This is a genomic window from Trinickia sp. (assembly GCF_051953405.1).
Taxonomy (GTDB): domain Bacteria; phylum Pseudomonadota; class Gammaproteobacteria; order Burkholderiales; family Burkholderiaceae; genus Trinickia.
In genome coordinates, this window is the sequence record NZ_JBQCIV010000114.1 from 1 (window position 1) to 13,058 (window position 13,058).

The window sequence follows — 13,058 nt, forward strand, 5'->3', positions numbered from 1 at the left end:
TTTCTCCGTCGCCGTGCCTCTATTTTTCGGCGGGCGGGCCGCGGCCCGAGGCAGCGGCCGACATCTATGCGCGCCGCTTCGGCGCGGCGCCCGTGGAGATCTACGGCAGTACCGAAACGGGCGGGATCGCATGGCGTAGACGCGATCGATCCGATGCGTGGCAAGCCGTACCGGGCGCCGAACTCCGATGCGATGCTAACGGCGCGCTGCTCGTGCGTTCGCCGCATCTCGGTCACGACGACTGGCACCGGACCGACGATGCGGTCGCGTTCGACGAAGACGGTCGATTCCGGCTCAAGGGGCGGCTGGATCGCGTCGTGAAGCTCGACGGCAAGCGCGTATCGCTGCCCGAGATCGAAACGCATATCGCCCAGCACCCGTACGTGGCGCAAGCCGCTGCCGTCGTGCTGCCCGGCACGGTGCGCGAGCGGCTCGGCGTGCTGATCGCGTTGTCCCGCGAAGGGAGCGCGGCCTTGCTCGCCGAGGGGCGGGTTGCATTGTCGAAGGTCCTGCGCACGCATTTGGCCGAGTACGTCGAGGCCGTCGTGCTGCCGCGTCGCTGGCGATTCTGTGCCGCGCTGCCGGTCGATGCGCGCGGCAAATTGCCGGCCGCGGCGGTGGCCGCCGCGTTCGGCGTCCGGCCGGAAGGGATGGAAGTGCTCGCGCAATTCACGCACGACGCGGTACAGCACTACGAACTGCGCGTGCCGGCGGATCTCGTGCACTTCGCCGGGCATTTTCCGGGCTTGCCGATCTTGCCTGGCGTCGTCCAAATCGACTGGGCGGTGCAACTGGGCGCCGAACACTGGCCCGAGGTTCGCTCGATGCTCGCCGTCGAACGGCTGAAGTTCATGGCCCCCGTACCGCCTGGTGCGATCTTGCATCTGACGCTGGCTCACGACGCCGCGCGCCACAAGATGCGATTCGCGTTCCGTTTGGGCGAGCGCGACAGCGCGTCGGGCGTCGTCGCCTATCGGGGGGCGGCGTGACAGTCAGCGCGGTGATCGTCATTCCGATCTACAACCATAAAGACGAGATTGGCGCCACGCTAGAGCGATTGATGCCGCACGGCTTGCCGATCTTCGTCGTCGACGACGGCAGCAACGAGGCGACGCAGGCCGTGCTTGCCGCGCTGGCCGAGCGCTGGTCGCCGGCGGTATCGCTGCTGCGGCTAGACGTGAACGGCGGCAAGGGCGCCGCGGTGATGGCCGGGTTGAGGGCGGCCCGCGCTGCCGGCTTCACGCATGCCTTGCAGATCGATGCGGACGGCCAGCACGATGCGGCGGACGTGCCGCGCTTTCTCGACGCCGCGCGGGCGGCACCCGACGCCGTCGTGCTAGGGCGGCCCGTGTACGACGAGAGCGTGCCCAAGGCGCGGCTGTATGGCCGCTATCTGACGCACGTCTGGGTATGGATCGAGACGCTATCGTTCTCGATCCCCGATTCGATGTGCGGATTTCGCCTTTATCCGCTGGACGCGGCATGCGCCCTGATCGACGCCGTCGCTTTGCCCACGCGGATGGACTTCGATATCGAGATTCTCGTTCGGCTGTCGTGGCGGGCGCGGCGCTTCGTGACGATTCCCACGCGTGTGACGTATGCGCCGGGCGGGCTTTCCCATTTCGACGTGGTGCGCGACAACGTGCGCATCAGCAAAAGCCACGCGCGCCTCGTTGCCGGCATGCTGGTTCGCTCGCCGCTCTTGCTCGCGCGCAAGATACTGCCGCGTAAAGTTCCGCCGCATCGGTGCGAACCGCAGGCGCGGCTCGAACATCGAGGACGCTGGTGGCGCATCGCCGAGCGCGGCAGCCGTACCGGAATGCGCTTGCTCGCACTCAGTCTGCGCGTGTTCGGCATGCGCGCGACGCGTCTTTGGCTGCACCCGATCGTCGCTTACTTTCTGTTGACGGGGCGCTCGGCGCGGCAGGAGTCGCACCGCTACTTCGCGCGTTTGCGCGACGCATCGCCGGCGCAACGGACGCCGCCGCCCGGCTGGCGCTCGGCCTACCGGCAGATGTTCGCCTTCGCCGAAGCGGGCCTGGACAAGTTCGCAGCTTGGACGGGGCGCGTGACGCACACGCATGTCGTTTTCGACCATCGGGCTGCATTCGACGCGCTCGTCGCGAGCGGCAAGGGCGCACTCGTCATCGGCGCGCACCTGGGGAATCTCGAAATGACGCGTGCGTTGGCGGTGCACGGCGCCCGGGCAAAGGTAACGGCTATCGTCTACACGGAGCACGCGCGGCGATTCAACAGCGTCTTGGCCGGCGCGCATCGAAATTTCTCGAGCCGGATGGTGGAAGTCGCGGATTTCGGTCCCGAGACGGCCGTCATGATGCAGCAGCGCATCGATGCGGGCGAACTGCTCGTGATCGTCGGAGATCGCGTGCCGGCGCATGAGGCCGGGCGAGTGGTCGATGCCCCGTTTCTCGGTGCCACGGCGCGGTTTGCGCAAGGGCCCTATGTCCTGGCGCATGCGCTGGGTTGTCCCGTGTACCTGTTCTTCTGTTTGAAGGAACGCGGCGGCCATCGGCTGTACTTCGAGCCGTTTGCCGAGCGCATTGCGTTGCCGCGTCGCGAGCGGGCCGCGCATCTAGCCGCGCATGCGCATCGCTACGCGCAGCGCCTCGAATACTACTGCCGCAAGGCACCATACCAATGGTTCAATTTTTTCGATTTCTGGGCGCGCCAGAGTGGAGAGGGGAATGGCCGAAGATGATTTGACCGCGCGTCGCAACGCATCCGAATCGCACGCTGTTCGTTCGACGGTTAGGATCGGCGGCCGCAGGCTCACGATCGAGGACGTCGTGGCGATCGCGGACGCACGTGCGGACGTCGCACTGAACGACGATACCGGTTGGCGCGCGCACATCGAGCGCGGCGCGGCGTTTTTGCGTGCGCAGCTCGAGGCGGGCGCAACGGTGTACGGCGTCAACACGGGCTATGGCGATGCCTGCGTGGTGAGCGTGCCGCCCGAACTCGTCGAACTGCTGCCTCTCCAACTGACGCGTTATCACGGCTGCGGCATGGGACGCTTGCTCGATCCGGCCGAGACGCGTGCCGTCATCGCCGCGCGCTTGAACTCGCTTGCCTACGGCTATTCGGGCGTCCGGGTCGCGTTGCTGGAACGGCTGGCCGATCTGATCAACTTCGACGTCTTGCCGCGTATCCCCGCGGAGGGCTCGGTCGGCGCCAGCGGCGATTTGACGCCGTTGTCGTATGTCGCGGCCGCGCTGGTGGGCGAGCGCGACGTCGCATACGGCGGGCGCGTGCGGCCGGCCTTGGACGTGTGGACGGAGCTTGGCCGCACGCCGCTGCAGCTCGCGCCGAAGGAGGGCCTTGCGCTGATGAACGGCACGGCCGTGATGACGGGGCTCGCGTGTCTCGCGTTCAAGCGCGCCGCGCAGCTCACACGGCTGGCCGCGCGCTTGACGGCCTTGTGCACCGTCGCTCTCGACGGGCGCGCCGCGCACTTCGATGCCACCATCTTCGACGTCAAACCGCATGCGGGACAGGCGCAGGCGGCTGCGTGGATCCGCGACGATTTGGCCACGCGCGAGGACACGGCGGGGCAACGCTTGCAGGATCGCTATTCGATTCGATGCGCGCCGCACGTCATCGGCGTTGCCCAAGATGCGCTCTCGTGGGTGCGCCGCGACGTCGAAAACGAACTCAACAGCGCAAACGACAATCCGCTCATCGACGTGGACGGCGAACGCGTCTTGCACGGCGGCAACTTCTACGGCGGACATATCGCGTTTGCGATGGATGCGCTGAAGACGGCGGTCGCGAATCTTGCCGATTTGATGGATCGTCAGTTCGCGCTCATCGTCGACGACAAGTTCAACAACGGCTTGCCGCGCAACTTGTCGGGCGCGAGCCTGGCCCGCGCGCCGATTTGCCATGGATTCAAGGCGGTGCAGATTTCATCGTCGGCGTGGACGGCCGAAGCGCTGAAGCTGACGATGCCGGCCAGCGTGTTTTCGCGCTCGACCGAGGCGCATAACCAGGACAAGGTCAGCATGGGCACGATCGCCGCGCGCGATTGCTTGCGCGTACTCGAGCTGACGGAGCAGGTGGCGGCGGCCCATACGCTCGCGGCGGTCCAGGCTGCGCGGCTGCGGTTGTCGGTGACGCCTGGAACGATGCTGACGGAACCGCTCGCGGCGTTCGTCGATCGAGTGGGGGCGCACTCGCCATTCGTTGGCGAAGACCGCCCGCTGGAAGCGGATCTGCGCGCGTTGACCCAATGCATCGCAGACGGTGCGCTCGTCGGGGCCTGCCCGCCCGGCGCATGGAACGAGGCGGTGCGCTGAATGGATCGAGCACGCTTACCGTTGACGGCGAGTGCGCGCGTCGAAGTGCCGTTTCACGACGTCGATGCGATGAACGTCTGCTGGCACGGGCACTATCTCAAGTACTTCGAGATCGGTCGCGCGGCGCTGTTGCGCGCGTTCGACTACGACTATCCGCAGATGCAGGCGTCGGGTTACCTCTGGCCTATCGTCGAGGCACATCTGAAATACGTGCGGCCGGCGTTGTACGGCCAGGCGCTCGATATCCGCACCGAGCTGCTCGAATTCGAGAACCGCTTGAAGATCGGTTACGAGATCGTCGATATCGCGTCCGGCGAGCGCTTGACAAAGGGATACACGATCCAAGTTGCCGTTTGCGCATCGACGCGCGAATTGCAGTTCGTCTCGCCGCCGATCGTCTTCGAGAAGCTGGAGCGCCTATGGCCGCGATGACCCATCGTTTTTGGCGTTGCGTGGGGTGCCCGATGCTCGCTTCCCTTGCGGCGTGCGCATTCGTTTGTGCGACGGCCTCGCCGGCGGCAGTTGCGGTGCAGCCCGCGAGCAGTGCGGCGACCGCGGATGCGGCCCTCGTCGCGCGTATCGCCGCGCAATTGGCGGGCAAGGCCGGTGTCCGAGCGCAGTTTAGGCAGACGCAGACGCTGGCTGCCTTATCGGCGCCGCTCGTGAGCACGGGCACGCTCGTATTCGTTCGCGATCGCGGCGTGATTTGGCACACGCAGACGCCGTATCGGGTGACCTATGTGATCGGCGATCAGGGCGTGACCAAGATCGATGCGAGCGGTACCCGCTCCACGCGCGGCGCGTCGAGCGGCGGCGTGGCGCAGGTGTCGAAGATGATGCGTGCGATGCTGGGCGGTGATTTGTCGGCCCTCTATTCGCAGTTCGACGTGGCTGCCGACGGCACCCCCGCACGCTGGCGTTTGTTGCTCACACCGAATCAGCCGCAGCTCGCTCAGGCCGTCAAATCGTTGCGCATGGAAGGCGGTGCCTTTTTGAGCTCGCTCGAGATCACGGCGGCGAACGGCGATACGACGCGCATCGATTTTTCGGGCAGCGAAGCGATCGATGCGCTGTCTTCCGCCGAATCGGCGTTGTTCGGAGCGCACTGATGCAAGCCGCGCAGGCCGTGTCGGCGAAACGGAAACGGCGACGCAGCGTGCTGCTCGCGTGGGCGGCGCTTGCGTGCTTGGCGTTCGCGTATTGCGTCTGGCGCTTTGCCGGGCCGGCGTTGGGTATCGAGACGTCCGTTCCTCCGCTGCAAACGAACCTGCTCGCGCTGCTGCCGAAGACGGAAGCCGATCCGGTGGCGGAGCACGCGTTGGACACGCTTGCCTCGACGATGGGCGAGCGAGCCGTGTACCTCGTGACGAGCGACGATGCCGCGCATGCCAAGGCGGCGGCGAGGGCACTCGCGCAGTCGCTATCGGCGAGCGGTGCGTTTCGCGGGGTAATCGCGCAGCTACCCGCGTTCGATGTCACGCAAGTGGCGCGATTTTATTTGCCCTATCGCTTCGGCCTGTTGACGGCGGACGATCGCGCGGCGCTGGCGACGGGCTCGCCCGCGTTGCCCGATCTGCTCGCCGAGCGGCTGCTCGATCCGTTGCGCGCCGGGCTGGCGGCACCGCTGACGGACGATCCCTTCGGTTGGCTGAGCCGATGGCTCGGCACGCTGCCGCTCGCGCAGACCAACCTCATCGTCGAAGACGGGATGCTCGTGGCGCATCGCGGGAATGCAACGAGCGTGCTCGTTGCGGCCACGCTCCCCGGCTCGGCTTATGAAACGTCGGTCCAACGCGCGGTACGGGACGCAACGGCGCTCGCGGAACGCGCATCGCTGACCGCATTTCCCGACGTGCGGATCGCGCGCACCGGTGCGGTGTTTTATGCCGAGGCGGCGCGCCGCGCGTCCGAGCGCGACGTGCACCGTATCGGCATCTGGTCGATGGGCGGCATTGCGCTCTTGATGCTGTGGATTTTCCGTTCGGTGCGGCTGATCGCCTTGGGGTTTCTGTCGACGGCGATCGGCATCGGCTGCGCGCTGGCTGCCACGATGGCGATCTTCGGCCAGTTGCATCTGCTCACGCTCGTGTTCGGCGCAAGCTTGATCGGAGAGGCGGTCGATTACTCGATTCAATACTTCGTGGTGTATCTGAGCGCGGGACGGCAGTGGGATGCGCAGCGCGGCTTGCGCGAGGTGCGCCCCGCGTTGCTGGTCGCGCTCGCCACGAGCTTGCTCGGCTACGCCGTCCTCGCCTGGGCACCGTTCCCGGCCCTCAAGCAGATCGCTTGTTTTGCGATGGTCGGCATCGCAACGGCGTTTCTTGCGGTCACGTCGTTGTTGCCGCTGCTGCTCGAGCGCGCACCGCGCCGCAGGCCCACCTATTTGTTCGGCGGCGCGGCTCGTCTGTTGTCGGTCTGGCAAGCGATGTTCCACGGTCGCCGGGCTTGGTTCGCCGCCGCTTTGGTGTTGGCCTTGTCGGTGCCGGGGTGGCTGCGCTTGACGAGCGATGACGATATCCACTTGCTCATTCAGCGCGATCCTTCGCTCGTTACGCAGGAGCGGGCGGTGCGCGAAGCGGTCGGTGCAGACGACGGCGCACGGTTCTTCGTCGTCCAAGGGCCGACGCCCGAAGCCGTGCTCGAGCGATGCGAGGCGCTCGGGGAACGGTTGGATGCCCCGCTCGCGGGGCACCGCCTCGCAGGCTGGCAATCGGTTTCGCAATTCGTCCCCTCGGCGCAACGGCAAGCGGCCGATCGCGCGCTGCTGACGGCGACGGCGCTGCGCTCCCCCGGTGCGCTGCGCGCGACGCTGATCGGCGGCGGCTTGCGCGACGAGGCGGCCGCGCGTTACGTCGACGCTTGGACGCATGCCAATGCGGCGCCGCTCGTGCTCGACGCCTGGCTCGCCACGCCGTGGTCGCAGCCCTATCGCCATCTTTGGCTCGGCGCCGTGCGTGGCTCGGATGGGGCAACGTCCGCAGGCGCCGCCGCGCAAGGCTATGCGGCGATCGTGATGCCCCTCGGTGCAAGCGACGAGCAATTGCCGGCACTCGCCGCATTGGCGCATACCTTGCCGGGCGTCGCGTTCGTGGACAAGGCCGCGAGCGTGTCGCGCCTATTCGGCGCCTACCGTTTCGACAGCGCATTGTGGCTCGCGGCAGCCGTCGTGCTGGTGAGCGGGCTGCTGATCGGACGATATCGCGTCCGAGGCGGCGTGCGTGTGGTCATGCCGGTGGTGCTCGCGGTCGCGGTTGCCCTGGCCGCGTTCGGCTACGCCGGCGTGCCGCTGACGCTGTTCAATTGGCTCGCCTTGATGCTCGTGCTCGGTGTCGGCGTCAACTACGCGGTCTTTCTGCGCGAAGGTTGCGCGCGCGAAGGAGCCGATCTGGGCGCGGTATGGACCGGCGTTGTGTTGTCCGCCGCCACGACGCTGCTCTCGTTCGGGCTGCTCGCCATGAGCGCCATGCCGGTATTGAAGAACTTCGGTGCCACGCTCGCGCTCGGCATCGCCGTGTCGGTGTTGTTGGCGCCGATCGGCATGCCAAGCGAAAGGGATTCCCGTTGAAACTGCCTAACGTTTATCTCCATGCCCTCGGCATGATCAACGCGCTCGGCGCCGATACGGCGCAGATCGCCACGGCGCTCGCCGCCGGCGTCTCGCCCGGCATGGGCCCAATTGCCCTTGGCGGCGACGAGGGGGCGTTTGCCGGCAGCGTGCAAGCTCGGCTGGCGTTGGCGCCGCCGAAGCCGCTCGCCCATTGCGACTGTCGCAACAACCGGCTCTTGCTGGCCGCGCTGGCGCAAATCGAGCCTGCCGTGCGAGCCGCGTGCGAGCGGTACGGCCCGGCGCGCGTCGGCGTCGTGCTCGGCACCAGTACCTCGGGTATCGGCGCGGGCGAGGCCGCGCTCGGTGTGTCGAGCGAGCAAAACGCAGGTGGCGCGCCGTTCGACTACGTGCAAATGGAAATCGGCAGCGGCGCACCGTTCGCGGCCGCGGCGCTCGGCTTGCACGGCCCCGCCTTCACGATCTCGACCGCTTGCACGTCGAGTGCGAAAGCCTTTGCCGCTGGGCGCCGTTTGCTTCAACTCGGTTTGTGCGATGCGCTCGTCGTCGGCGGTGTCGATTCGCTGTGCGAGCTGACCTTGCGCGGGTTTGCGGCGCTCGAATCGACGAGTCTCGAACGCACGAATCCGATGAGCGTGAATCGATCGGGCATCAATATCGGCGAAGGCGCCGCCGTGTTTCTCATGAGCCGCGACGAGGGGCCGGCCATGCTGGCCGGCGTCGGGGAATCGAGCGACGCCCATCATATTTCCGCGCCCGATCCGTCGGGCGAAGGCGGCGAACGCGCGCTACGTGCGGCGCTCGCGGATGCGGGCATGACGGCGCGAGCGATCGGCTACGTGAATTTGCATGCGACGGCCACCCGCAAGAACGACGAGATGGAAGCGCGGCTCATGTCGCGCGTTTTTCCGCACGGCGTCGCGGCGAGCGGCACCAAACCGCTGACCGGCCACACGCTCGGTGCCGCGGGCGCGACGGAACTCGGCTTCGCGTGGCTCGCGCTGGTCGGCGAGCGCGCCACGCTGCCGCGCCACATATGGGACGGCGTGGCCGACCCGGCGCTGCCGGTGCTCGACCTGGTGGCCGACGAACGGCGCCTGAGCGTCGGGCAAGCCGTGATGAGCAACTCGTTCGCCTTTGGCGGCAGCAACGTGAGCCTTGTGCTCGCGCATTGAACGATCCATGACCCTTTCGATGACGACGGCGACTCTCTCACCTTCGACCGATCCGGCCCGCGCGAGCGCGGGCGATGCGCCATTTCCAACTGTCGACGACGTACTGCCGCATCGCGGCACGATGCGACTCGTCGAGGAAATCGTCGACTGCGACGACGAGGCCGTGGCGGTGCTCGCCAGTGTGGATTCGCAGGCCTGGTACGCCGATGCGCAAGGCGCGATGCCGGCGTGGCTCGGGATCGAGCTGATGGCACAGGCGATCGCCGCGCACGTCGGCTTGATTGCGATGCGGGCGGGCGGCCGGGCGAAGCCTGGCGTGTTGCTCGGCGCTAGCCGTTACGAAGCGCACGTCTGCTCGTTCGCGCCCGGTGCGCGATTGCGTATCGAGGCGAAGGAGCTGCTCAAAAGCGAAGCAGGCCACGGCGCCTACGAATGCACGATCTCGGCGCACGACCGATGTCTCGCGCAGGCCGTCGTGAAAGTATTTCAACCGACCGATTTTCAGGCATTCATCGAAGGGAGTTTCAGTTCATGACCAGCCGGCGCGTTCTCGTTACCGGCGCAAGCCGCGGCATCGGCCGCGCCATTGCGTATCGTCTCGCCGCGGACGGTTTTGCCGTCACCGTGCATTGCAGGAGCGGCGTGAACGAAGCCCAAGCCGTCGTCGATTCGATCGTCGCGCAAGGCGGTCGCGCGAATCTGGTGCGATTCGACGTGCGTGACCGCGCGGCGTGCCGTGCCGCGCTCGAAGCGGAACTTGCGCGCGACGGTGCCTACTACGGCATCGTGCTGTGCGCGGGACTCACGCGCGACGCCGCGTTCCCGGCGCTGACGGACGAGGATTGGGACGCCGTGATCGAAACGGGCTTGGACGGGTTCTACAACGTCGTCCATCCGCTCACGATGCCGATGGTGCGGGCCAAGCAGGGCGGGCGCGTCGTGACCATCGCATCGGTTTCGGGTGTGATGGGCAACCGTGGCCAGGTCAACTACAGCGCCGCAAAAGCGGGGTTGATCGGCGCGACCAAAGCGCTCGCCGTCGAACTGGCTTCGCGCCGGATCACGGTCAATTGCGTGGCGCCGGGGCTCGTCGATACGGAGATGCTGGCCGGCATGGAGCACCTCGAGCACGCGCTCAATACCGTGCCGATGGGCCGAGTCGGGCGCCCCGACGAAGTGGCGGCGGCCGTGGGCTTTTTGATGTCCGACAGCGCTTCCTACATCACGCGTCAGGTTATCGGCGTCAACGGCGGGATGATCTGATGAAGCGCGTCGTCATTACCGGAATGGGCGGCGTCACCGCCTTCGGGGCGCACTGGGACGAGATCGAAGCGGCACTGCGAGCCGGGCGCAATGCGGTGCGTCGGATGCCCGAGTGGGACTACTTTTCCTCGCTGCATACGCGGCTGGCCTGTCCGTTGCCGGCTTTCGAGACGCCGCCTGGCTATCCGCGCAAGAAAACGCGATCGATGGGGACGGTGTCCTTATACGCGGTGCGGGCCAGCGAACTCGCTTTGCTCGACGCGGGGCTCGCCGACGATCCGTCGATCGCCGATGGCCGCATGGGTGTCGCGTACGGTTCGTCGTCGGGTTCGGTGCAGCCGATTCGCGCATTCGGCACGATGCTCGAGACGGGGTCGATGCGAGACGTGACGTCCAATAGCTACGTGCAGATGATGCCGCACACGGCCGCCGTCAACGTGAGCCTGTTTTGGGATCTGAAGGGCCGCATCGTGCCTACGTCGTGCGCGTGCGCCTCGGGCAGCCAAGCGATCGGGTACGCCTACGAGGCGATTTCGACGGGCAAGCAAACGCTGATGCTCGCGGGCGGCGCCGAAGAATTATCGGGGCCGGCCGTCGCCGTGTTCGATACGCTGTACGCCACGAGTACGCGCAACGACACCCCGGAATTGACGCCGCGCCCGTTCGATGCACAGCGCGATGGGCTCGTCGTCGGCGAGGGCGCGGCCACGCTCGTGCTCGAAGAGTACGAGCACGCGCGAGCGCGAGGCGCGGTCATCCACGCGGAAGTGGTGGGTTTCGGCTGCAATTCGGATGGGGCGCACATGACGCAGCCGACCGCCGAAACGATGGCGCACGCCATGCGGATGGCCCTGGCCGATGCGCAACTGCCGCCCGAGGCGATCGCTTACGTGAACGCGCATGGCACGTCGACCGATCGCGGCGACGTGGCCGAGAGCGCGGCGACGGCCGCCGTGTTCGGTAGCGACATGCCGATCAGCTCCCTCAAGAGTTACGTCGGCCATACGCTCGGCGCATGCGGCTCGCTCGAGGCCTGGTGGACGATCGAAATGATGAAACGCAATTGGTATGCGCCGACGCTGAACCTGACCGCGGTCGATCCGGCTTGTGCGCCGCTCGACTACATCATGCACGAGGGCCGAGAGATCGACGCCGAGTACGTCATGAGCAATAACTTCGCATTCGGCGGCATCAATACGTCGCTGATTTTCAAGCGGTGGCGATGATCGCTACGTCGCGTCCGGACAGCCAGCGCGTGGTGGTGACCGGCATGGGCATCGTCTCGTGCATCGGCAACGCGCTCGATACGGTGGCCGATGCGCTGCGCACGGGGCGCTCGGGCATTGCGCGCGTCGAGGCGTGGTCGCGGCGCGGCTTCGGCAGTCAGATCGCGGGGGCCGCGTCGGTTGCCGGCGAGCCGCCGTTCTCGCGCAAGTTCGAGCGATTCATGGGCGACACGGCGCGTTTCGCATGCCACGCCGCGCGGATGGCGATCGACGACGCGCGCCTCGCACCGTCGGTGCTGCGCACGCCCGCGGCCGGCGCAGTGATCGGCTCCGGTGCCGGCGCGTTGACCACCTATGATGCCGCCGTCGCGCTCGTGGCTGCGCGCGGGATCGAGCGAGCGCCGCCGTTCGTCGTACCGCAATCGATGAGCAGCACCGTGTCGGCGAACGTTGCGCATGTGTTCGGACTCGAGGGTATTTGCTATTCGCCGTCTTCGGCTTGTACGACCTCGGCGGTGGCGATCGGCCAGGCGATGCAGCTGATTCAGAGCGAGCGACAGCAAATCGTATTGGCGGGCGGCAGCGAAGAGCTGCACGAGAACACGGCGTTGATGTTCGATGCGATGGGGGTGCTCTCGCGGGGATTCAACGATACGCCCGAGCGCGCGTCGCGGCCCTACGACGTGGCACGCGACGGTTTCGTGATCGGCTCCGGCGCGGGGGTGCTGGTGCTCGAATCGCTTGCGCACGCGCGCGGGCGGGGCGCGTCGATCTATGCGGAGCTGACCGGGTACGGGCAAGCCACCGACGCGCGGACGATGGTGGGACCGGGCGCGGCCGGTATCGCGCGAGCGGTTCGCGCCTCGGTCGACGAAGCCGGCGTGTCGCCGATGTACGTCAACACCCATGCGCCGTCGACCCCGCTCGGCGATGCGCAGGAACTCGAGGCACTGGCGGCGGTGTTCGGCGAACGGATGCCGCTGCTTTCGTCGACGAAAGCGCTGACGGGCCATCCGCTCGCGGCGGCCGGCGTGCATGAGGCGATCTACACGTTGCTGATGATGCGCGATGGTTTCATCGCCGCGAGCGCGGGGATCGAGTCGCTCGATGCGTGCGCGGCAGGCGCGCCGCTGGTGCGTGCCACAAGAGCGGCGACGCTGACGAGCGCGATGTCCGTTTCGTTCGGCTTCGGCGGCAGTTGTGCGAGCGTGGTGTTCGGCGCCTGTTGACGCCGGGCGCCACGTGCTGGACGTTTTTCGGTTTTTCGATTTTTTCGAGACGACCGCAACAAAGGGAGTAGTGCGATGAAACTCAAGCATCCGATGGCGCTGTCGGTCGCGGCTTTCGCTGCGCATGCGGCGTTGGCCGATACGCACACCGCCTCCGCCACCGAATTCACCTGCGCTACGAGCATGAGCGCCGCCGCGCTGAAGGTGCACGGCGAACGGGTCAAGCTCGACGCGAAGTGAAGTGAAGCAGCCGGGCCAGGGGCTGGCCCGGATATCCGCGGTAC

At 67.0% G+C, this 13,058-nt stretch carries 12 protein-coding genes; all 12 read left to right on the forward strand.

Going from position 1 to position 13,058, the window contains the following annotated elements; all coding sequences use genetic code 11:
- The coding region (locus ACTHN9_RS19355) for an ApeI family dehydratase (protein WP_440538388.1) at positions 1 to 989 on the forward strand (989 nt) is incomplete at its 5' end.
- The gene (locus ACTHN9_RS19360; RefSeq protein WP_440538389.1) at positions 986 to 2,719 is read left to right on the forward strand and encodes a glycosyltransferase family 2 protein; all 1,734 of its coding nucleotides are present in this window, start codon (positions 986 to 988) and stop codon (positions 2,717 to 2,719) included. The genes ACTHN9_RS19355 and ACTHN9_RS19360, both read left to right, overlap by 4 nt.
- Positions 2,706 to 4,316, forward strand: a complete 1,611-nt coding sequence (locus ACTHN9_RS19365) for an HAL/PAL/TAL family ammonia-lyase (protein ID WP_440538390.1) — start codon at positions 2,706 to 2,708, stop codon at positions 4,314 to 4,316. The genes ACTHN9_RS19360 and ACTHN9_RS19365 overlap by 14 nt, the downstream gene beginning before the upstream one ends.
- On the forward strand, positions 4,317 to 4,748 hold the full coding sequence (locus ACTHN9_RS19370) for an acyl-CoA thioesterase (RefSeq protein ID WP_440538391.1): 432 nt from the start codon (positions 4,317 to 4,319) through the stop codon (positions 4,746 to 4,748).
- Entirely contained in the window at positions 4,736 to 5,425 is a 690-nt protein-coding gene (locus tag ACTHN9_RS19375; RefSeq protein ID WP_440538392.1) for an outer membrane lipoprotein carrier protein LolA, read from the forward strand. The genes ACTHN9_RS19370 and ACTHN9_RS19375 overlap by 13 nt, the downstream gene beginning before the upstream one ends.
- Positions 5,425 to 7,881 carry an MMPL family transporter gene (locus ACTHN9_RS19380; protein WP_440538393.1) on the forward strand — a complete coding sequence of 819 codons (2,457 nt, stop codon included), beginning with the start codon at positions 5,425 to 5,427 and terminating at the stop codon, positions 7,879 to 7,881. The genes ACTHN9_RS19375 and ACTHN9_RS19380 overlap by 1 nt, the downstream gene beginning before the upstream one ends.
- A complete protein-coding gene (locus tag ACTHN9_RS19385; RefSeq protein WP_440538394.1) occupies positions 7,878 to 9,056 on the forward strand; it encodes a beta-ketoacyl-[acyl-carrier-protein] synthase family protein in 1,179 nt (392 codons plus the stop codon). The genes ACTHN9_RS19380 and ACTHN9_RS19385 overlap by 4 nt, the downstream gene beginning before the upstream one ends.
- Positions 9,057 to 9,075: 19 nt before the next feature.
- A complete protein-coding gene (locus ACTHN9_RS19390) occupies positions 9,076 to 9,591 on the forward strand; it encodes a hotdog family protein (RefSeq protein WP_440538395.1) in 516 nt (171 codons plus the stop codon).
- The gene (locus ACTHN9_RS19395; RefSeq protein ID WP_440538396.1) at positions 9,588 to 10,319 is read left to right on the forward strand and encodes a 3-ketoacyl-ACP reductase FabG2; all 732 of its coding nucleotides are present in this window, start codon (positions 9,588 to 9,590) and stop codon (positions 10,317 to 10,319) included. The genes ACTHN9_RS19390 and ACTHN9_RS19395 overlap by 4 nt, the downstream gene beginning before the upstream one ends.
- Positions 10,319 to 11,545 carry a beta-ketoacyl-ACP synthase gene (locus ACTHN9_RS19400; protein ID WP_440538397.1) on the forward strand — a complete coding sequence of 409 codons (1,227 nt, stop codon included), beginning with the start codon at positions 10,319 to 10,321 and terminating at the stop codon, positions 11,543 to 11,545. Before ACTHN9_RS19395 ends, ACTHN9_RS19400 begins: the two co-directional genes overlap by 1 nt.
- Positions 11,542 to 12,774, forward strand: a complete 1,233-nt coding sequence (locus ACTHN9_RS19405; protein ID WP_440538398.1) for a beta-ketoacyl-[acyl-carrier-protein] synthase family protein — start codon at positions 11,542 to 11,544, stop codon at positions 12,772 to 12,774. Before ACTHN9_RS19400 ends, ACTHN9_RS19405 begins: the two co-directional genes overlap by 4 nt.
- A gap of 75 nt (positions 12,775 to 12,849) precedes the next feature.
- Positions 12,850 to 13,014, forward strand: a complete 165-nt coding sequence (locus tag ACTHN9_RS19410) for a hypothetical protein (protein ID WP_440538399.1) — start codon at positions 12,850 to 12,852, stop codon at positions 13,012 to 13,014.
- Positions 13,015 to 13,058 lie beyond the last annotated feature (44 nt).